The following is a 20,166-nucleotide window of genomic DNA, read 5'->3' as shown; positions in this document are numbered from 1 at the left end:
TGGGATGACCCCTTGGCCAAGTCGCCGCTACCTTGTCAAAACGGGCATCTGAAAATGCAACGCAGCTTTATTCCCGGCATCCTTGCCATGGCCGCCATTGTCGTGGCCTCAAACATTCTGGTTCAGTTCCTGGTCTTTGACGGACTCCTGACCTGGGGTGCATTCACCTATCCGCTGGCCTTCCTGGTCACCGACATCATGAACCGCGTCTATGGCGTGGGGCCGGCCCGCAAGGTCGTGTTCGCCGGATTTATCACCGGTATCATCTGTTCACTGATCGGCACACAGATCATGCTGCAGGGCGACGGCTTTACCTATGCCGCTGTTCCGCTGCGGGTTGCGGTCGCCTCGGGCACCGCGTTTCTGATTGCGCAGCTGACCGACGTCACAGTGTTCAATGCAATGCGCGGTGGCCGTTGGTGGCGCGCACCTCTGGTTTCGACGCTGGTCGGATCGGCCTTGGACACCACGCTGTTCTTCACCATCGCCTTTTCGGCGTCGATCACCATCTTCGGCGCGGACGCAGACGCGGCCATTAACTGGGCGTGGGAGCCTGTGCCCTTCATGCTATCCGGCCCCGAGGCCCCTTTGTGGGTGAGCCTCGCCTTTGCCGATTGGCTGGTGAAACTGTCGCTGGCCCTGATCGCGCTGATCCCGTTCAAGGTGATCGTTGCGCGGTTGACCGCTCAGCCTGTGTAAAAAAGTGCTTTGAGAATGGCGCATCTTGTGTCAGGCTCAGAGTTAACCGCAACAGATAGAAAAGGAGGTGATCCAGTGTCGAGAAAGAGATTGGAGAGAGGTGTTGGAACAACCGGGGGGAAAGCCTGTTGAGGCAGCCCTTGGCGGAGCGGTCGCTCCGGCTGGTCGATTGATCTAACCGACCCAACCTCCTGTACTTTCGAAGGGCCGTCCCACCGGGGCGGCCCTTTTTGTTTGCGGATCAGACCTGTAAGGTCGCGCCATGTTGCGTATCACCGACGATATCACCTTGCAGGACTGGGAAATGACCGAAAGCTTCGTGCGGTCTTCCGGTCCCGGCGGGCAGAACGTGAACAAGGTCTCAACTGCGGTCGAGCTGCGGTTCGAGGCTGCGCGCTCTCCCTCCTTGCCGGATCCGGTCAAAGCGCGGCTGAAGCGCTTGGCCGGGCGGCGCTGGACCAATGAGGGCTCGATCATCATCCAGTGCGATGAAACCCGCAGTCAGGCCCGCAACCGCGATATTGCCCGTAACCGTCTGGCCGAGCTGATCGGGCGTGCCCTGGTAAAACCCAAGCGCCGTATCGCCACCAAACCCACCTATGGTTCGGTCAAGCGGCGGTTGGCGGCCAAAAAGGCCAGGGCGGATGTCAAAGCGTTGCGTGGTAAAGTGTCCGAAGATTGATCTGGCATCTTAGCGGCGCTTCGCTACTCTGATTTTGCACAGCTGCAAAAGGACAAAGCCATGAGGTTAGAGGGAAAAACCGCAATCGTGACAGGCGGCGCTTCGGGCTTTGGTGCCGGAATCGCACGCAAGTTCCTGTCCGAAGGCGCACGCGTGATGATTGCCGATATCAACGGGGATGCGGCCGAGGTTCAAGCCAATCAGTTGGGCCCCAACGCCTTTGCCCAACAAGTCGATCTGGCTGACGGCGCATCTGTGCAGGCGATGGCGGATACCGCGTTCGACCGTTTTGACCAGCTTGATATCTTGGTCAACAACGCAGGTGTTACGCATCTGCCAACCCCGCTTGAGGATGTCAGCGAAGAGGATTTTGACCGCGTCTACAACGTGAACATGAAATCAGTCTACCTGACGGCGCGCGCTTTTGTACCGCACATGAAAGCACGGGGCGCAGGCGCGATCCTGAACGTCGCATCGACGGCCGGGTTGTCGCCTCGTCCGAACCTGAACTGGTACAATGCCTCCAAGGGTTGGATGATCACTGCAACCAAGACCATGGCGGTCGAACTGGCCCCATCGGGCATCCGGGTGAACGCCATTTGCCCTGTGGCGGGTGAAACGCCGCTGCTCAAATCCTTCATGGGCGAAGACACACCAGAGGTTCGCGCCAAGTTCCTCTCGACCATTCCACTGGGTCGCTTCTCCACCCCGGAAGACATGGCAAACGCCGCCTGCTTCTTGTGCTCGGAAGAGGCCAGCATGATCACCGGTGCCGCGTTGGAGGTCGACGGTGGCCGCTGTATCTGATCCGCTCTTCATCTGGCCAAAAATACCTCCGCCGGAGGCAGCGCGCCTGCGCGCTTTGCGGCCCCAACGTCAAAGACTGCGATGACCCCAGGACCTCGAAATCTGATCACCGATGTCCCCGGCCTGCTGGTTGGGAACGCACAGGATGAAACTCTGAAATCCGGCACCACAGTGTTGACGGCGGCAAACTCGTTCACAGCTTCGGTCCATGTGATGGGCGGCGCGCCCGGAACGCGCGAAACGGACCTGCTGGCCCCTGATAAATCGGTGTCGCGTGTTGATGCGATCGTGCTTTCCGGAGGTTCGGCCTTTGGGCTGGACGCCTGTTCCGGTGTGTCCGACGCTTTGCGGGCAGATGGGCGCGGGTTTCAGGTCGGCAGTGCCGTGGTCCCGATCGTTCCCGGCGCGATCCTGTTTGATTTGCTCAATGGCGGCGCGAAAGACTGGGATCAAAACCCTTATCGCGCGCTGGGGCAACTCGCGTTCCAGAATGCCTCGGACCAGTTTGATCTGGGTAGCGCCGGGGCTGGTACCGGTGCCTTGGCCGCGATGCACAAGGGCGGACTGGGATCGGCGTCGCTGGTGTTGGACAGCGGTATCATCGTCGGCGCACTGGTCGCTGCCAACCCGATGGGCAGCGTCACCACCCCCGGAGACCGGCATTTCTGGGCGGCGCCCTTTGAAATCGAGGGCGAATTTGGCGGTTTAGGGCCTGATTCCAGCTCAGGCCTCGGGCGTAACGTGGCCAGCCGAAAGGCCAGCGCAATGCGCCCGGCTCAGGCCGACAAAGCTAATACAACAATCGCAATCGTAGCCACTGACGCAGATCTGTCCAAGCCGCAATGCCAGCGGCTTGCGGTGGCGGCCCATGACGGGATCGCGCGCGCCATCGTGCCTGCGCACACACCGGGGGATGGCGATCTTGTGTTTGGTGTCAGCGCAGGAAATCAACCGCTTAAGACCGAGGCCGATCTGGGCCTGCTGGGCCACGCGGCCTCTCTGTGTCTAGCGCGGGCCATTGCACGGGCGATCTACCTGGCCACCCCAGCGCTGGGTGATCTTTTGCCTTGTTGGTCCGATGGACATGACTTTCGTTAAGGACGCTTTTCTGGATCAGTGGCAGATTGCCACCGCGCGGCAATCTGCGCGTTGACTCTTTTGTGCGCCGACGGTCCATTCGGTGCAGCCAATTCGTATCGGAGCAAAGCTATGAATCGCATCCTCGCGACTGCAATCGTCGGCCTTCTGGCCCTTCCCGCATATGCTGAAGGTGACGCCGAAGCCGGGAAAAAGACCTTCAACAAGTGCAAGTCGTGCCACATGATCGCCGACCCCGAGGGCGAGGTGATCGTCAAGGGCGGCAAGACCGGCCCGAACCTGTATGGAATCGCTGGCCGCACCGCAGGCACCGTCGAAGGCTTCAAATACGGTGACAGCATCGTCGCCGCAGGCGAGAACGGTCTGGTCTGGGACGAAGAAACCTTTGTGTCCTATGCACAGGACCCCAAAGCGTTCCTGAAAGACTATCTGGGTGAGACCTCGGCCAAGTCCAAGATGACCTTCAAGCTGAAGGAGGGCGCCGAGGACGTCTATGCCTATATCGTTAGCGTGTCGGGCGAGTAAAACCGCAAACACTGTTTGATTTGAGGATGAAAAAGGCCGCAGCCCCTGCGGCCTTTCGTGCGATTGATAACCAAACGGATCAGCGCCACCTTGGAGGCGCGTTGTTTTGCTTGTATTGCATGCAGGGCTTCGCACAGCCAAGCCGACCCGGCCTCAGCCAGTTTTGAACCTTCGGCCCTAGAGCTAGATCGGCAGCAGGAGACAACAGATGGGAATCATGATCCCGGCCTGGGTTGATGGCGAATTGACCCCCGTGGACAAGCTGGAAGCGCATGAAAAGGGCCTGCGGCACAAGGCGGTGTCGGTCTTTGTTGTGCGCGGTACCGAGATTTTGCTGCAGCGTCGGGCCTTAGGCAAATATCATACCCCCGGTCTGTGGGCGAACACCTGCTGCACACATCCCGACTGGGGGGAAACGCCTTCGGAATGCGCTGTGCGCCGTCTGCAGGAAGAGCTGGGCATTACTGGCCTCTACCCGGAATACCGCCACCGGTTGGAATATCACGCCGATGTTGGAAACAACATGATTGAGCATGAGGTGGTCGACATCTTTCTCGCCCATGTCCGTGGGCCGCTAAAGATCGAGCCTAACCCGGAAGAAGTCATGGATATTCGCTGGACCGATTATCACGATCTTCTGGCCGAAGTGCAGCGATACCCCGAACGGTTTACGCCTTGGCTCAAGATTTATCTGCACAATCATGCCGACACGATTTTCGGCCCCGATCTGATTATCTCGGCCACGTCCTGACGGCTGGCCTTGCAAGGGCCGCCCAAGCCGCCTAAATCAACGCGTCATGGCCAAGCAAAAGCAGAAAACAGACCCGAATTACAAAGTCATCGCCGAAAACCGGCGTGCGCGCTTCGATTACGCGATCGAAGAGGATATCGAGTGCGGCATCGTGCTGGAAGGGTCCGAGGTCAAATCCCTGCGCGCGGGCGGGTCGAATATCGCCGAAAGCTATGCCTCGGTCGATGACGGAGAGCTGTGGCTGATCAACAGCTACATCGCGCCCTACGAGCAGGCGAAGGTCTTCAAGCATGAAGAACGTCGCCGCCGTAAGTTGCTGGTGTCGCGAAAGGAACTGTCGAATCTGTGGAACGCGACCCAGCGCAAAGGCATGACGCTGGTACCGCTGGTTTTGTATTTCAACCACAAGGGCCGGGCGAAGCTGAAGATCGGCATCGCCAAGGGTAAGAAGCTGCACGACAAGCGCGAAACCCAGGCCAAGCGCGACTGGTCACGTCAGAAACAGCGGTTGATGAAGGATCACAGCTGATCCTTCAATGCTCTTAGAACGCCATTGCTGCCGAAACGGCTCGTTTCCAGCGGTCATAGGCGGCGTCGCGCTCTCCAGCGGACAATTCCGGTTTAAAGCGGCGATCCAGCGCCCAAGTTTCTGAAAATCCCTGCTGGTCGGGGTAAATCCCGGCCCGCATCCCGGCCAACCAAGCCGCGCCCAAGGCAGTCGTCTCTTGCATCACTGGGCGGTCGACCTCGGCCCCCAGATAGTCCGACAAGCCTTGCATCGCCCAATCCGACGCGCTGGCACCACCATCAACGCGCAAGGTAACGTCGGTATCCGCACCCCAGTCACCCTGCATTGCGTGCCACAGGTCGCGAGTCTGATAGGCGATGCTTTCCAGCGTGGCCTTGGCGAACTCGGCCCGCCCAGAATTGCGGGTCAGACCGAACACCGCGCCCCGGCAGTCAGGCTTCCAATACGGCGCGCCGAGGCCGGTAAACGCAGGCACCAGAACCACGTGTTGGTTCGGGTCGGCCTGCTGGGCCAACTCACCGCTTTCGGGGGCAGTTTCGATGATTTGCAGGGCATCACGCAGCCATTGGACCGCGGCACCGGCCACAAAGATCGACCCCTCCAGCGCATAGGTCCGTTTGCCGTCCAACTGATAGGCAATGGTCGTCAGCAGGCGGTTCTTTGAGGCGACAGGCGCGTCGCCTGTGTTCAGCAACGCAAAGCAACCGGTGCCATAGGTGGATTTCATCATGCCGGGCTGGAAACAGGCCTGACCAATGGTGGCGGCCTGCTGGTCCCCGGCAACCCCCAGAATTGGGATGTTTCCCCCAAATAGGGTCGTTTCTCCGAAGTCCGAGGCGCAATCATGGACCTCGGGCAACATGTTCATTGGCACGTCCAGAAGATCGCAGATCTCGGCGCTCCATTCACCCTTGTGGATGTCGAACAGAAGGGTGCGCGCGGCGTTGGTGGCGTCGGTGGCGTGACTGCGCCCTTCGGTCAGTCGCCAGATCAGGAAACTGTCAATAGTTCCGAACATCAGCTCTCCGGCCTCGGCGCGTTCGCGTGCGCCGGGGACCGTATCCAGAAGCCATTTGACCTTGGTGCCCGAGAAATAGGGGTCCAGCAGCAGCCCAGTCTGGGCGGTCACGTCATCCTCGCACCCAGCTTGTTTATAGCGGGCGCAGATCTCGGCGGTGCGGCGATCCTGCCAGACAATCGCTTTGTGGATTGGCTTGCCGGTGTTCCGGTCCCATACGACGGTCGTTTCGCGCTGGTTGGTGATGCCGATCCCCGCGATTTGATCGGGAGTGACGCCGACCGCCTCCATCACTTCGCGGCAAACGCGCAGAACACTGTCCCAGATCTCCTCGGCATCGTGTTCCACCCAGCCTTCCTGCGGGAAATGCTGGGTGAACTCGTGCTGCGCGGTGCCGACGCGCTGCATGTTGGCGTCAAAAAGAATGGCCCGCGATGAAGTGGTGCCCTGATCAATGGCAAGAATATAGGTCACGCCTCGTGCCTCTCCCGTTATGTTTTGCGGGACTTTAGCGCAAACACTGACAAACGTACCAGAGCGTTCAGACAGGAATATTGTCGATCAACCGAACACCATCTGCCCAGGCTGCAGCAAACAGGCGGGCTGGGCGGCTGGCATGGGTCAAAGGTTCCAGCGTATCGGCGCTGCGCAGTTGGATGTATTCGACCTGCGTGAAGCCTGCTGCGAGCAGATCGGTCTCTGCCTGTTTCGCCAAGGGGCCGAATTCTGAGCCGTTTTGAAGGGCGGCGGCCAGATCGTTCATGATCCGATTCTTGTTGGCAGCCACCTCAAGCCCCTGGGACGTCAGACGCAGGTTGCGTGACGACATGGCCAGACCCGAGGCCTCGCGCACCGTGGGGCATCCAATAACTTCGGTCGGAATGTCCAGATCGCGGGCCATGCGGGTTACTATCATCAATTGCTGATAGTCTTTTTCGCCGAAATAGGCTCGATCCGCCTGCGTTTGAAGGAACAGCTTGGCCACGACTGTAGCGACGCCGTCGAAATGGCCGGGACGGAATTCACCCTCCATCACGTCGGTCAGACCGGCGACGGATACGGTGGTGGCAAAGCCTTGCGGGTAAATCTCTTCGGGTTCCGGCACATAGATCGCGTCGACGCCATAGGGGGCCAGCTTCTGGGCATCTTCGTTTTCGGTGCGCGGGTACTTGGCCAGATCTTCGGGATTGTTGAACTGTTTGGGGTTCACGAAGATCGTCACGATCACGCGGTCACACCCTGCCTTTGCAGCCTCGACCAAAGACAGATGCCCTTGATGCAGTGCACCCATGGTCGGGACAACGCCAATCACCTCGCCCTTACGCTTCCAGTCCGAGGTCAGAGCGCGCAGGTCGGCCAGACGGCGCAGGATTGGGGCGGTCATGTCTTAGGTCCTTTGGCCGGGGCCTGATCGGCAAAGACGTGTTCGTCCGCCGGAAAGGTTCTTGCGCGCACTTCGGCGGCGTATTCGGCGATGGCGGCTTCGGCCAATGGGCCAAGCTCGGCATAGCGTTTGACGAATTTCGGTTTAAAGGCGGTAAAAAAGCCGACCATGTCGTCCACGACCAGAATTTGACCGTCGCATCCTGCCGAAGCCCCGATCCCGATGGTGGGTATGGCAACCTCAGCCGTAATCTGATCGGCCAGCCCTTGCGGGACTTTTTCCAGCACGACCGAGAATGCGCCGGCCTCAGCCACCGCGCGGGCATCTGTAAGAACGACCTCGGCTTGTTCGTCGCGGCCCTGAACCTTGTATCCGCCCAACGTGTTGATCGACTGAGGGGTCAGACCGATATGCGCCATCACCGGAATGCCGCGCTTGACCAGAAAGCGGATGGTTTCGGCCATTTCGACGCCGCCCTCAAGCTTGACGGCACCGGCACCGGTTTCCGACATCAGCCGGGCGGCATTGCGGAAGGCCTCGGCCGGCGAATGCTCATAGCTGGCAAAGGGCATGTCGATGACCATCATCGCTTTGCTCAGACCGCGGGAGACGGCCTGACCATGCATCACCATCATCTCCATCGTCACACCCAGCGTCGATTCCAAGCCGTGCAGCACCATGCCGACGCTGTCACCCACCAGAACGAAATCGCAATGGTCATCCATCAACCGCGCCATAGGCGTGGTATAGGCGGTCAGGCTGACCAGAGGCGCGCCGCCTTTTCGGGCGCGAATATCCTGGGCGTTCGGGGCTTTTTTGCGGGCGGTGGCGCTCATTCTCGCTCCTCCGGTTGTCATGTTGCAGCGCGGCATAGCAGATCGCCACGGGCCATAGAAACCCCGATTGCGCGAACATTTCCTTGAATGACCTTAGGTTTAAAGGGAAGCTAGGTGCAGAAAGACCCAAAAAATCACCGGGTTCCTTAATTCAGTGGGGAGATATTTTGATGACAAAGCAGGTATTTCGATCCTTTGCCTCGGTGCTGGCGGTCAGTGCCAGCCTGTTTGCAACGCAGGCTTTGGCCAAATCTGACATCACCATCGCGATGCAGCTTGAGCCGCCGCATCTGGATCCGACCAGCGCTGCAGCGCAGGCTATCGATTCGGTGGTCTATACCAATATCTTCGAAGGTCTGACCCGCTTTATGGGTGATGGATCGGTTGTGCCCGGTCTGGCCGAAAGCTGGGAAATCTCGGATGACGGAACCGTCTATACCTTCAAGCTGCACGATGGCGTGACATTCCACGACGGCACAACGATGGATGCCGAGGACGTCAAGTTCAGCCTGGACCGCGCGCGATCCGATGACAGCGCAAATGCGCAGAAGGCTCTGTTTGCCGGGATCGAAAGTGTCGATGTGGTCGATCCACTGACCGTCAAAGTGACGCTGTCTGAACCAAACGGGAATTTCCTGTTCAACCTCGCTTGGGGCGACGCGGTGATTGTTGCGCCGGAAAGCATCGAGAACATCAAAACCAACCCTGTCGGGACAGGGGCTTTCACCTTTGGCGAGTGGGTGCAGGGCGACAGCATCACGCTGAACCGCAACCCGGATTATTGGGGCGACCAGCCTGCGTTAGAGACTGCAACGTTCAAATTCATCTCGGACCCGACGGCCGCGTTTGCTGCCATGATGGCCGAAGACATCGACGTTTTTGACAACTTCCCGGCACCCGAGAACCTGCCCCAGTTCGAGGCCGATCCCCGCTTTCAGGTTCTGGTCGGTTCGACGGAAGGGGAAACTATTCTGTCGACCAACAACAAACAGCCCCCCTTCGATGACATTCAGGTCCGTGAAGCATTGGCCCATGCCATTGATCGTCAGGCCATCATTGATGGTGCGATGTTCGGCTATGGTACGCCCATCGGGACGCATTTTGCGCCACACCATCCGGCCTATGTCGATCTGACCGGAAACTCGACCTATGACCCGAAGAAGGCGGCCCAGTTGCTGGCGGATGCGGGTTATGCGGACGGGTTTGATACAACGCTGCACCTGCCACCCCCATCCTATGCGCGGCGCGGCGGAGAGATTGTCGCCGCCCAACTGGCCGAGGTCGGGATCAACGCAGAAATTATCAACGTGGAATGGGCCCAGTGGCTTGAGTCGGTGTTCAAGGGCAAGGATTTCGGTCTGACCATCGTCAGCCATACCGAACCGATGGATATCGGCATTTATGCCCGGCCCGACTATTATTTCCAGTATGACAGTACCGACTTTCAGGCGCTGATGGATACGTTGAATTCGACCACCGACCCGGAAGAGCGTACGCGCCTGTTGGGTGAGGCGCAGCGCCTGATCTCAAGCGATTTCGTTAATGGGTACCTGTTCCAACTGGCCAAACTGGGTGTCGCCAAGGCCGGTGTTCAGGGTCTTTGGACAAACGCACCTACGGCGGCAATCGACCTAACTCAGATCAGCTGGTCTGAATGATCCGGGGCAGGGGTCCGCTGGAACGGGCCCCTGTTTCCCACTGTTTGTGAATACGTTTTGTGATGTCGTTGTTTCGCGCCCTATTTCTCATCAGTATAACCGTTGTTTCGACCATAACGACGGTGCCAAGTGTTGGGGCGCAAAACACGCTGGATGGCCGGTTGGATGCGCTAGTTGGTACTCCGGAAAACCCGCTGGATGTCGGCATCGGAATCCAGATTGATCAGATCACCAGCGTTGACCAGAAGGCTGAAAACTACGGCGCCGTAGTTGTTCTGCGTGTTGAGTGGACGGACCCGGCGCTGGCCTTTGATCCCCAGGACCTGGGGCGTGACTTTAGGGTCTTTTATCCGCCGGACCTGGCGGATCACGCGGCAAAAATTGGAACGATTGTTCCGGCCTTTGTAATCCACAACCAGCAGACCAACAAATGGATTCACGAATCCGCGGCTGCAGTGCGCCACGATGGGCGTGTTCGCTATGTCGAGAAATCGTCGCTGACTTTGCAGGCCCCTCATTTCGATTTCCGAAAATACCCGTTCGACACGCAGGAGTTCCATTTCGAGGTCGTCTCGGTTTTTCCGTCGGACTTCGTATCCTATTATCCATTGGAGGAGTCCTCGGGCCTTGGGGATATGCTGGGCGAGGAAGAGTGGATTCTCGATAATCCGCGACTGGAAAGATCGCAGGTCATCGGATTGTCGGGTCAGCGGAGCGATCAGGTTTCATTAATCTTCGAAGGTCACAGGCATCTGACCTATTACGTCATCCGCGTCTTCCTTCCGATGCTGGTGCTGATCACCGTGGGTTGGGCGCTGTTTTTCCTCGACGAATATCGGAGGCGGATCGAGATTGCGGGCGGCAACCTGCTGGTCTTCGTCGCGTTTAACTGGGCCATCTCTGCCGATTTACCAAAGCTTGGTTACCTGACCTTTCTGGATTTCGTGCTGCAGTGCATGTTCCTGATAACCGGAGCGCTGATCGTTTTCAACGTCGCGCTACGCAAGCTAAAGGTCTCAGGCCGCGAAGATGGGGCCCGCATGCTGGATAACTACGCGATCAAGTGGATCTACCCCCTGGGCTATGCCGCAATCGTGGGTTACGCGATATTTGCATATCTTCTGACACCATAGGTGCTGGACCCGCGGCATAGCTGACCCTAACGTGACCCCAATGCTTCGCTATGCCCTCAAACGTCTGATATCGCTGATGATCAGCCTGGCCGTTGCCTCGGTGGTCATCTTCGCCGTGATAGAGGTCGCGCCGGGTGATCCGGCGTCCTTTATGTTGGGCGTCAACGCGCAAGAAGATACGCTGGCTGCCTTGCGGGCTGAGTTGGGTTTGGATGGCTCAAAAGTGCAGCGGTATTTCAACTGGGTTGGCGGCATGATGGTGGGGGATTTCGGCACGTCCTACACTTATCGCACGCCTGTTTCGCAGATGATTGCAGATCGGCTTTGGGTCTCACTGCCGCTGGCGCTGTATGCGCTGACCCTGTCGACGGTGATCGCATTTCCGGTCGGCATCTACGCTGCCGCGCGCCGGGGCAAGCCGGGTGATCTGACGGTCATGGGGGCGACGCAGCTGGGCATCGCGGTGCCCAATTTCTGGTTCGCCATGATGCTGGTCCTGATCTTTGCGATCAACCTGCGCTGGTTCAATGCCGGAGGGTTCGCGGGCTGGGACAATGGCTTTTGGACCGGGGTTCACTCTCTGACACTGCCCGCCATCGCATTAGCCTTGCCACAAGCGGCCATTCTGGCGCGGGTCATGCGGTCATCATTGTTGGACATCCTAGGCGAGGACTTCATGCGCACCGCCCGCGCCAAAGGGCTTTCGCGGCGTCAGGCGCTGTGGCGGCACGGGGTGCGCAATGCTCTGATCCCCGTGCTGACCATCATTGGGCTGCAGTTTTCATTCCTGCTGGCCGGATCGATCATCATCGAGCAGGTTTTCTACCTTCCGGGCCTTGGGCGGTTGGTTTTTCAGGCCATTTCCGCACGCGATCTGATCGTTGTTGAATCCGTGGTTATGTTGCTGGTGTTTGCGGTCATCACGGTGAATTTTCTGGTCGATTTGGCTTATGCCGCCGTGGATCCGCGTCTGAGGAGCCGCACATGAGCCGCAACCTGATCCTTGGCGCGTGCCTGTCCTCGCTGGTTTTGTTGGCAGCATTGGTATCCTTTGTCTGGACGCCATACGATTACGCGGCGCTGAACATTCCCGGCAAGCTCCAGCCGCCAAATGCCGAGCATTGGTTCGGCACGGACCATTTCGGGCGCGACATGTTCTCGATGATCATGGTCGGCGCACGAACCTCCATCGCGGTGGCACTGGTGGCCGTCGGCATCGGGATGGCGCTGGGCGTGCCACTGGGTCTGGCAGCGGCCGCGCGCAAAGGCTCCTGGCTGGACGAGGTGATCATGCGCGGCAATGATCTGATCTTTGCCTTCCCCTCGCTTGTCATCGCCATCCTGATCACCGCAGTCTTCGGCGCAGGCGCAATTAATGCCATCATTGCCATCGGGATTTTCAACATCCCCGTTTTCGCCCGCATCACGCGCGGCGCGGCTCTGTCGCTGTGGGAGAGGGAGTTCATCCTTGCCGCCCGTGTTTCAGGCAAAGGGGCGGCGCGGATTTCGGTCGAGCACATCCTGCCCAACGTTGCGAACCTTTTGATCGTGCAGGGCACCATCCAGTTCAGCCTGGGCATTTTGGCCGAGGCGGGCCTGTCCTATGTCGGCCTAGGCGCGCAACCGCCCACGCCCAGCTGGGGCCGGATGCTGGCCGACGCGCAAACAATGGTCAGTTTTGCCCCGCATTTGGCTCTGATTCCCGGTTTGGCAATCATTGTCACAGTGCTGGGCCTGAACCTTCTGGGCGACGGGTTGCGCGACTGGTTGGACCCCAGGATCAGGGTGGCCCGCGCATGAGCTTGTTGCAGATCGAAAACCTGTCGCTGACCATTCACGGCGCGGATATTCTGAAACAGGTCAACCTGTCCATCGCGCCCGGTGAGATTGTGGCCGTGACCGGTGAGAGCGGATCGGGCAAGTCGATGACCGCTCTGGCGGTGATGCAGTTGCTGCCGAACGGCGCGCAGACAGATGGTGCTATTCGGCTGAACGAAACGGACCTGTTGGGCCAAACCGAGGATCAGATGTGCGCCATGCGCGGGGCCGCGATCGGGATGGTGTTCCAGGAACCGATGACCGCACTGAACCCGGTTAAGACCATAGGCGATCAGGTGATGGAGACCATTCTGATCCACAAGGCAATGCCGCGCCCGCAGGCCCGTACGCGCGCCGAAGAGGTTCTGACCCGTGTCGGTCTTCCACCGGACCGGTTCCCATTGTCCCGCTTTCCGCATGAACTGTCAGGGGGGCAGCGCCAGCGCGTTGTGATCGCTATGGCGATTGCCTTGCGTCCCAAACTGCTGATCGCGGATGAACCGACCACGGCGCTGGATGTCACCACGCAGGCGCAGATTCTTGATCTTCTGAAAGGGCTGGTCACCGAATTTGGCATGGGGCTGCTGATGATCACCCACGACCTCGCCGTGGTGGCGGATATGGCCGACCGGATCGTCGTCATGCGTCACGGCGAAGTGGTTGAATCCGGGGCGACTAGCCACCTTTTGCGCCACATGCAGCACCCCTATACCCGCATGCTGTTCGAAGCCTCGGGCCATCAGGTAACGCTGCCCGTCCCCGGGCAACCGAAACCTTTGCTCGAGGTGACAAATGTGGTTCGCGACTATCGATTGCCGCGCAAGGGCCTGTTTGACACACCGGGCCATCATCGTGCAGTCGATGACGTGAGCTTTACGCTCAATCGCGGGGAACGGTTGGGGTTGGTTGGTGAGTCTGGTTGTGGAAAATCGACCCTAACACGGGCAATTTTGGGCCTCGAAGAGGTGCAGGGCGGGGATATTCGCCTGGATGGTCAACCGGTACTCTCGGGCCACAAAGCTAATCTTGCCGTGCGACGCAAGATGCAGGTGGTGTTTCAGGACCCCTATGGCAGTTTCAATCCACGTCACCGCGTTGCACGCCTGATCAGCGAGCCCTTTCACCTGCTGGAAACGCCTCCCACCGGTTCGGAACGGCAGGACAGGATTGCCGAGATGCTGACAGCCGTGGGTCTCAGCCCCGATGACATGGGGAAGTACATCCACGAGTTTTCGGGCGGGCAAAGACAGCGCATTGCGATTGCGCGCGCCCTGATCATCCGGCCCGAATTGATCCTGTTTGACGAAGCGGTCTCGGCCCTCGACGTCTCGGTCCGCGCCCAGATCCTGGATCTGCTGGTCGAGCTGTGCGAGGCCTACGACTTGACCTATCTGTTCATCAGTCATGACCTGAGTGTCGTGCGCACCATCACCGACCGCGTTATGGTAATGCGGTCGGGCCAGATCGTGGAAGACGGGCGCACGGATGCCGTCTTCTCAGACCCGCAGCATCAATACACCAAAGACCTGATCAACGCTGCGCCGACATTGCCCGAAATCGGGAAAGTCGTCGCATAATGTCCTTTGTTAGAGCCAAAACAGGAGTGTCATATGCCCAGCCCTCTATGGTTTGATCCCAGCCTTTGTCTGATTGGTGGTAGCTGGGTCGCGCCTGCTCAAAAAAAGACATTGCCTTTGATCAACCCCTCGGACGGGTCCGAGATTTGCCAGATTGCTCGCGGCGATGCGCAGGATGTGGACGCCGCAGTTCATGCGGCCCAAGCTGCGCTGGACGGAGATTGGGGCCGTAAAACCGCGTTGGAGCGGGGCCGTATCCTCACACGGTTGGGGCACCTGGTTCTGGAACGCGTTGATGACCTTGCCCAGCTTGAGGCGATGGACGTGGGCAAACCCCTGACGCAAGCGCGGGCTGATGCTGTGGCTCTGGCGCGGTATTGCGAATTTTACGGCGGTGCTGCGGATAAAGTCATGGGTGAGACGATCCCGTATCTGGACGGCTACACTGTTTACACGCTGCGCGAACCGCACGGAGTCACGGGCCATATCGTGCCGTGGAACTATCCCATGCAGATCATTGGCCGTTCGGTTGGCGCTGCATTGGCGATGGGCAACGCCTGCGTTCTGAAACCCGCGGAAGAGGCCTGTCTGACAGCGCTCGCCTTTGCCCATTTGGCACAAAAGGCCGGATTGCCCGCAGGGGCGCTGAACGTGGTACCCGGATTGGGGGCCGAGGCCGGAGCCGCATTGTCGGGTCATTCGGGCGTGCACCATATCTCGTTCACCGGGTCAGTCGCGACCGGAGCCTTGGTACAACAGGCGGCCGGGCGGAACGTAGTGCCTGTGACGCTAGAGCTGGGGGGAAAGTCACCGCAGTTGGTGTTTGACGATGCCGATCTGGACGCGGCCCTGCCGTTTCTGGTGAACGCTGGGATTCAGAATGCCGGGCAGACGTGTTCCGCCTCATCCCGCATTCTGGTGCAACGCGGTGTGTATGATCAGGTCAAACAGCGCATGGCTGCAGCCTATGATGAGCTGACTGTTGGTCCGGCGCAGGATGACCTCCGCGTCGGTCCTTTGATTTCAGCCCGGCAAAAGGACACCGTCTCAGGTTTTCTGGCCAAGGGTGCCGATTTAACCGTTGCCGGGCGAGGGCACATCGTGGACGGCGCCCCGTCCGAGGGGGCTTATGTTCTGCCGACGCTGTTTGCAGATGTCCCTCCAGATCACGTTCTGGCCAAGGATGAGATCTTTGGGCCAGTTCAGGTTCTGATCCCATTCGATACCGAAGAAGACGCAGTGAAGATCGCCAACAGCACCGATTATGGTCTAGTCGCCAGCGTCTGGACCGGGGACGGGGCGCGGCAGATGCGACTGGCAAAGCAACTCCGCTCGGGGCAGGTTTTCATCAACAATTACGGCGCTGGTGGAGGAGTTGAACTGCCCTTTGGCGGCGTCGGTAAGTCCGGCCACGGCCGCGAGAAGGGATTCGAGGCGCTCTATGGCTTCTCGCAGCTCAAAACCGTGGCGGCTTATCACGGTTAGGGTCTAAACGATGACCTCGATGGCTTCTTGCGCGCCGACACCAAAGACGCGTTTGTAACGCTCGATCTCATCTTTGGGGCCCATCGCCTTTTCCGGGTTGTCCGACAGTTTCACAGTCGGATGACCATTGGCGGATACTGCTTTGCAGACCAGCGAGAAGGGTGCCAGCGCGTCATTCGGCACAAGTCCGCGGAAATCGTTGGTCAGTAGTGTTCCCCACCCAAAGGACACTTTGGTCCGATCCGCGAACTGGGCGTGCAGCTCGCGTATCTTGTCGACATCCAGCCCGTCCGAGAAGATCACGCGTTTCTCCATCGGTTCTTCGCCGCGTGACTGCCACCACTTGATCGCCGTTTCGGCCCCGGCCGCCGGATCGCCGCTGTCGATGCGAATACCGGTCCAGCCGGCCAACCAATCGGGCGCGCGGTCCAGAAAGCCATGCGTGCCATAAGTGTCTGGCAGGATAATGCGCAAGTTGCCGTCATGTTCCTCGTGCCAGTCGCTGAGCACGTCATAGGGGGCCTGCGCCAGTTCCACGTCGTCCTTGGCGAGGGCGCTGTAGACCATGGGCAGCTCATGCGCGTTGGTGCCAATTGCCTCGACCTCGCGTCGCATCGCGATCAGGCAGTTCGAGGTGCCGCTGAACGCGGGGCCAAGTCCTTCGATCATGGCCTGCACGCACCAATCCTGCCACAGGAATGAATGCCGCCGCCGGGTGCCGAAATCCGCGATCCCCAGCCCGTCGATTTCGCGCAGTTGTTCGATTTTTTCCCAGACACGGGTCATGGCGCGGGCATACAGCACCTGCAGCTCGAACCGGCGCATGTCGTTCAACACCGCGCGCGAGCGTAGTTCCATCAGGACCGCCAGAGCAGGGATTTCCCACAGCATGACCTCATGCCATTTGCCTTCGAATGTCAGTACGTACTGATCGCCCTTGCGTTCCAGGTGATACGGCGGCAGGCGCAGGTTTTCGAACCATTCCATGAAATCCGAGCGGAACATCTGGCGTTTGCCGTAGAACGTATTGCCCCGCAGCCACGTACTTTCCCCTCGGCTCAGGCTGAGCGATCGGATATGATCCAACTGCTCACGCAGCTCACCTTCGTCGATAAGTTTGGCCAAAGGGATGTGATTCGACCGGTTGATCAGAGAAAAAGTGACATCCGTTTGGGGCTTATTTCGAAACACTGACTGGCACATCAGCAGTTTGTAGAAATCTGTGTCGATCAAAGACCGTACAATCGGGTCGATCTTCCATTTATGATTGTACACACGCGTCGCAATATCGACCATGGGGAACTCCTGCGATTTCCGTTGTTAGATCAATCGGTGCGTGGAATGGCAAGAGTCGCTAGAATGATAACAATGACAAGGTCAGGTCACATTGCGAGCATATTGTGTGATCTTTTCACCGTTTAGTGAAAAGAAAGGGATGGTTGAACGAGGTTAACTTAGTGAATGGTTCTTGAGTACGATTTTGACATCGTTTTTGTTGAGCAAGTAAAAGATGATCCTGATACGGCGCAGGCAAATGCGGCGAGAGCAGAAACTGTGCGCGCTCAGTTTCGCGACGTTAAAACTGCCGATGCACTCAGGGCGACATCCCCAAAAATCCGCAAGATTTTCCAGGATGCCGGATTCGATCTGGGCGCAACCGACAGCGAGCTGGCGCATGGCTTTTATCCGCCTCGGGACGAACCCGAACGCGAGCGTATCCTGCGTGCCCTGTTCGACAATATCCGTAAGATGGGCATCAAAGGCGAATACTGCGGCGAGTTTGATTTCCACCGTTTTCTGGCAGAGGTCAAAACCGCCAGGCCGCGCAATGGTCAGCAACGCAAGGTGGTCGATTGGACACCGAACCCGCGATACAAATCGCCTGCGACACCGGAACGCCGCACCTTGCCGGGACGTATTGGCGTGGCGCTGGGGCTGGCGGTAATCTTGTTTGCCGTTCTCAGATACCTCGCTGAAACCGGCAGTACGCCTTAAACCAGCTTCACACAGGCAGACCGCATCGCCTCTTTGGCTGCGGCCAGTGACCCGTCCAGGTCGATGGCCCGACACGCGTCCATGCGAACGGTCACATCAAATCCCAGACGCGCCGCATCCACAGCCGAGAAATGCACGCAGAAATCCGTGGCCAATCCCACAAGGGTCAGCTTGTTGATGCCGCGGGACTTCAAGTAACCTTCCAAGCCCGTTGGTGTCTTTTGGTCGTTCTCAAAAAACGCCGAGTAGCTGTCGATACCAGGCCTGAACCCTTTGCGAATGACCAGATCAGCGTGGGTCTTCAACTCAGGGTGAAAGCTGGCGCCCTCAGTGCCTTGTACGCAGTGATCAGGCCACAAGACCTGCGGGCCATAATGCATATCGGTCATGTCGAACGGGTCTTTGCCGTCATGTTCGCTGGCAAACGAGGAATGACCTGCAGGGTGCCAGTCCTGCGTCAGGATCACGGCGTCATAGTCCTCCATCATGGCGTTGATCGGGGCTACGATTTCGTCGCCTCCGGGCACGGCCAGGGCACCTCCGGGGCAGAAATCGTTCTGAACATCGACTACAATCAGGGCATGGGTCATCGCGGGCCTCCTCAAAGCACCCTATCGGTAGGCGGCTGAAGGGGGGGCGTCAATCCGGTCCCTTGCGACTCTGTCCCAGCAGGTTTAGACCGCGCGCATGTATACAATCGCTGCTCTCTATCACTTCACCCGTTTTCCGGATCACGCCGCCCTGCGCGACCCGCTGTTGAATCTTTGCCGTGCGCAATCGGTCAAAGGCACGTTGCTGCTGGCGCAAGAAGGTATCAATGGCACTATCGCTGGCCCTCGTGCCGGGATCGACGCCGTTCTGGCGCATATCAAGGCACTGCCCGGCTGTGGCGATCTTGAGTGGAAAGAGGCGACTGCGGATCATCCGCCTTTTGGCAAGATGAAGGTGCGCTTGAAAAAAGAGATCGTGACCATGGGTCAGCCCGACATCGACCCGCGCGCCCGCGTGGGCAACTATGTCGAGCCTGAGGACTGGAATGATCTGATCCGTTCGGACGATGTTGTGGTGATCGACACACGCAATGACTATGAGGTGGCGATTGGTACGTTCGAGGGCGCAGTGGACCCTGAAACAGCCAGTTTCCGCGAATTCCCGGCCTGGTGGGAAGAGAACAAGGACCGTTTTCACAACAAGCGGGTCGCCATGTTCTGCACCGGCGGCATCCGATGCGAAAAATCGACGAACTTCCTGCTGGGGCAGGGGGTCGAGGATGTGTACCACCTGAAAGGCGGTATCCTGCGGTACCTTGAAGAGATGCCCGCCGAAGACAGCACATGGCAGGGCGAGTGCTTTGTGTTCGACAACCGTGTCTCAGTCGGGCACGGGTTGGTCGAGGGGCCGCATAACCTGTGCCATGGGTGCCGCCGCCCGATCCTGCCCGAGGATATGAAGCGCCCGGAATACGAGCATGGCGTGTGCTGCCATCACTGCATCAACGAAACCTCTGAGGCGGACAAGATGCGTTTCCGCGAGCGTCAGAAGCAGATCCTGCTGTCGCGTCAACGCGGCGAAGAGCATTTGGGCGCCGACTGACCCGGATCGCAATTCCGGTTGCGAGACAGCGTCGAAAGCCGGATGATCCGGAGCAATTCAGCGGATCGGAGGCGCAATGTCCCGCAAACCCACAACTTTGGCCGAATGGAAATCCACCCTTCTGTCCGCCGCCGGAATGGTGCTGGCCAGCTTTTTGGCCTGGTTTGGCCTATCACGGCTGAGTGAGGCCACGGCTGGTGACACAATAGGTACCTTCGCGTCAGTTGTTCTGTTCGTCTGGATTGTGTCTCAATCCTGGTTTTATATGACCCAGGTCACCTCTCCGCGCAGATTGCTGTTCCTGATGGGGGTGTCATTCATCCAGGTCGTGCCGTTCCTGTTTGCGGCCGTTTATGGCGCGTTTGGCTATAACGACAACTGCGTCATCGGGGCCAATGGACCGGGCGACATCCTGTATTTTTCATATGTCACTTTCACCACGGTTGGATATGGCGACATGTCCCCAACAGGGTTGTGCCGCGGTCTTGCGGTATCCGAAGCTGTGACCGGTTATATTTTGTTGGGCTTGTTCGTGGCTGCGGCCGTCGCGTTATATGCGCGCAACCACGAGAAATAGG

21 protein-coding genes are annotated in these 20,166 nt (G+C 58.8%); 16 read left to right on the top strand and 5 right to left on the bottom strand.

What is annotated here, in order from left to right; translation table 11 throughout:
* The first annotated feature begins 54 nt into the window (after window positions 1-54).
* The 7 genes from GOV53_RS13305 to smpB all read left to right on the top strand — a co-directional run bounded on the left by GOV53_RS13305 (window position 55) and on the right by smpB (window position 5,091).
* Window positions 55-699: a queuosine precursor transporter gene (locus GOV53_RS13305; RefSeq protein ID WP_170467362.1), complete on the top strand. Its 645-nt coding sequence runs from the start codon at window positions 55-57 to the stop codon at window positions 697-699.
* Between the two features lie 262 nt (window positions 700-961).
* Entirely contained in the window at window positions 962-1,381 is a 420-nt protein-coding gene (gene arfB, locus GOV53_RS13300) for an alternative ribosome rescue aminoacyl-tRNA hydrolase ArfB (protein ID WP_170467360.1), read from the top strand.
* Window positions 1,382-1,441: 60 nt separating this feature from the next.
* Window positions 1,442-2,188: an SDR family oxidoreductase gene (locus GOV53_RS13295; RefSeq protein ID WP_170467358.1), complete on the top strand. Its 747-nt coding sequence runs from the start codon at window positions 1,442-1,444 to the stop codon at window positions 2,186-2,188.
* 81 nt (window positions 2,189-2,269) lie between these two features.
* The gene (locus GOV53_RS13290) at window positions 2,270-3,286 is read left to right on the top strand and encodes a P1 family peptidase (RefSeq protein WP_170467356.1); all 1,017 of its coding nucleotides are present in this window, start codon (window positions 2,270-2,272) and stop codon (window positions 3,284-3,286) included.
* Window positions 3,287-3,397: 111 nt separating this feature from the next.
* On the top strand, window positions 3,398-3,811 hold the full coding sequence (locus GOV53_RS13285) for a c-type cytochrome (protein WP_170467354.1): 414 nt from the start codon (window positions 3,398-3,400) through the stop codon (window positions 3,809-3,811).
* Window positions 3,812-4,019: 208 nt separating this feature from the next.
* Entirely contained in the window at window positions 4,020-4,562 is a 543-nt protein-coding gene (gene idi, locus GOV53_RS13280) for an isopentenyl-diphosphate Delta-isomerase (protein ID WP_170425913.1), read from the top strand.
* Window positions 4,563-4,608: 46 nt separating this feature from the next.
* Window positions 4,609-5,091, top strand: coding sequence for an SsrA-binding protein SmpB (gene smpB / locus GOV53_RS13275; RefSeq protein ID WP_170382128.1), 483 nt, complete (start codon window positions 4,609-4,611; stop codon window positions 5,089-5,091).
* A 13-nt stretch (window positions 5,092-5,104) separates the two neighbouring features.
* Here smpB and glpK read toward each other — a convergent pair whose 3' ends face one another.
* The 3 genes from glpK to panB all read right to left on the bottom strand — a co-directional run bounded on the left by glpK (window position 5,105) and on the right by panB (window position 8,329).
* Window positions 5,105-6,583 carry a glycerol kinase GlpK gene (gene glpK, locus GOV53_RS13270; RefSeq protein ID WP_170467353.1) on the bottom strand — a complete coding sequence of 493 codons (1,479 nt, stop codon included), beginning with the start codon at window positions 6,581-6,583 and terminating at the stop codon, window positions 5,105-5,107.
* 67 nt (window positions 6,584-6,650) lie between these two features.
* Window positions 6,651-7,493: a pantoate--beta-alanine ligase gene (panC, locus tag GOV53_RS13265; protein WP_170467352.1), complete on the bottom strand. Its 843-nt coding sequence runs from the start codon at window positions 7,491-7,493 to the stop codon at window positions 6,651-6,653.
* The gene (gene panB, locus GOV53_RS13260) at window positions 7,490-8,329 is read right to left on the bottom strand and encodes a 3-methyl-2-oxobutanoate hydroxymethyltransferase (RefSeq protein WP_170467351.1); all 840 of its coding nucleotides are present in this window, start codon (window positions 8,327-8,329) and stop codon (window positions 7,490-7,492) included. Before panB ends, panC begins: the two co-directional genes overlap by 4 nt.
* A gap of 170 nt (window positions 8,330-8,499) precedes the next feature.
* On the opposite strand from panB, the gene GOV53_RS13255 reads away from it, so the two are divergent.
* The 6 genes from GOV53_RS13255 to GOV53_RS13230 all read left to right on the top strand — a co-directional run bounded on the left by GOV53_RS13255 (window position 8,500) and on the right by GOV53_RS13230 (window position 16,000).
* Complete coding sequence (locus tag GOV53_RS13255) at window positions 8,500-9,987, top strand: ABC transporter substrate-binding protein (protein ID WP_170467350.1); 1,488 nt, start codon at window positions 8,500-8,502, stop codon at window positions 9,985-9,987.
* 62 nt (window positions 9,988-10,049) lie between these two features.
* The gene (locus GOV53_RS13250) at window positions 10,050-11,120 is read left to right on the top strand and encodes a hypothetical protein (RefSeq protein WP_170467349.1); all 1,071 of its coding nucleotides are present in this window, start codon (window positions 10,050-10,052) and stop codon (window positions 11,118-11,120) included.
* Window positions 11,121-11,160: 40 nt separating this feature from the next.
* On the top strand, window positions 11,161-12,108 hold the full coding sequence (locus GOV53_RS13245) for an ABC transporter permease (protein WP_170467348.1): 948 nt from the start codon (window positions 11,161-11,163) through the stop codon (window positions 12,106-12,108).
* Window positions 12,105-12,920, top strand: coding sequence for an ABC transporter permease (locus GOV53_RS13240; RefSeq protein WP_170467346.1), 816 nt, complete (start codon window positions 12,105-12,107; stop codon window positions 12,918-12,920). Before GOV53_RS13245 ends, GOV53_RS13240 begins: the two co-directional genes overlap by 4 nt.
* The gene (locus GOV53_RS13235) at window positions 12,917-14,515 is read left to right on the top strand and encodes an ABC transporter ATP-binding protein (protein WP_170467344.1); all 1,599 of its coding nucleotides are present in this window, start codon (window positions 12,917-12,919) and stop codon (window positions 14,513-14,515) included. Before GOV53_RS13240 ends, GOV53_RS13235 begins: the two co-directional genes overlap by 4 nt.
* 33 nt (window positions 14,516-14,548) lie before the next feature.
* Window positions 14,549-16,000 (top strand): aldehyde dehydrogenase family protein, encoded by a 1,452-nt coding sequence (locus GOV53_RS13230; RefSeq protein WP_170467342.1) that lies wholly within the window; start codon window positions 14,549-14,551, stop codon window positions 15,998-16,000.
* 3 nt (window positions 16,001-16,003) lie between these two features.
* Here the strand turns inward: GOV53_RS13230 and pncB are convergent, their stop codons facing one another.
* Window positions 16,004-17,296, bottom strand: a complete 1,293-nt coding sequence (pncB, locus tag GOV53_RS13225; RefSeq protein WP_170467340.1) for a nicotinate phosphoribosyltransferase — start codon at window positions 17,294-17,296, stop codon at window positions 16,004-16,006.
* Window positions 17,297-17,461: 165 nt separating this feature from the next.
* Here pncB and GOV53_RS13220 point away from each other — a divergent pair, with 165 nt between their 5' ends.
* Entirely contained in the window at window positions 17,462-17,995 is a 534-nt protein-coding gene (locus GOV53_RS13220; RefSeq protein ID WP_170467338.1) for a hypothetical protein, read from the top strand.
* On the opposite strand, the gene pncA is transcribed toward GOV53_RS13220, so the two are convergent.
* Window positions 17,992-18,585 carry a bifunctional nicotinamidase/pyrazinamidase gene (pncA, locus tag GOV53_RS13215; protein WP_170467336.1) on the bottom strand — a complete coding sequence of 198 codons (594 nt, stop codon included), beginning with the start codon at window positions 18,583-18,585 and terminating at the stop codon, window positions 17,992-17,994. The genes GOV53_RS13220 and pncA overlap by 4 nt on opposite strands.
* 97 nt (window positions 18,586-18,682) lie before the next feature.
* On the opposite strand from pncA, the gene trhO reads away from it, so the two are divergent.
* On the top strand, window positions 18,683-19,588 hold the full coding sequence (gene trhO / locus GOV53_RS13210; protein WP_170467334.1) for an oxygen-dependent tRNA uridine(34) hydroxylase TrhO: 906 nt from the start codon (window positions 18,683-18,685) through the stop codon (window positions 19,586-19,588).
* Window positions 19,589-19,664: 76 nt separating this feature from the next.
* On the top strand, window positions 19,665-20,165 hold the full coding sequence (locus GOV53_RS13205; protein ID WP_170467332.1) for a potassium channel family protein: 501 nt from the start codon (window positions 19,665-19,667) through the stop codon (window positions 20,163-20,165).
* Window position 20,166: the final 1 nt, after the last annotated feature.

The organism is Ruegeria arenilitoris (genome assembly GCF_013035315.1).
Classification (GTDB): domain Bacteria; phylum Pseudomonadota; class Alphaproteobacteria; order Rhodobacterales; family Rhodobacteraceae; genus Ruegeria; species Ruegeria arenilitoris_D.
This window is presented reverse-complemented; position numbering and strand designations above follow the sequence as displayed.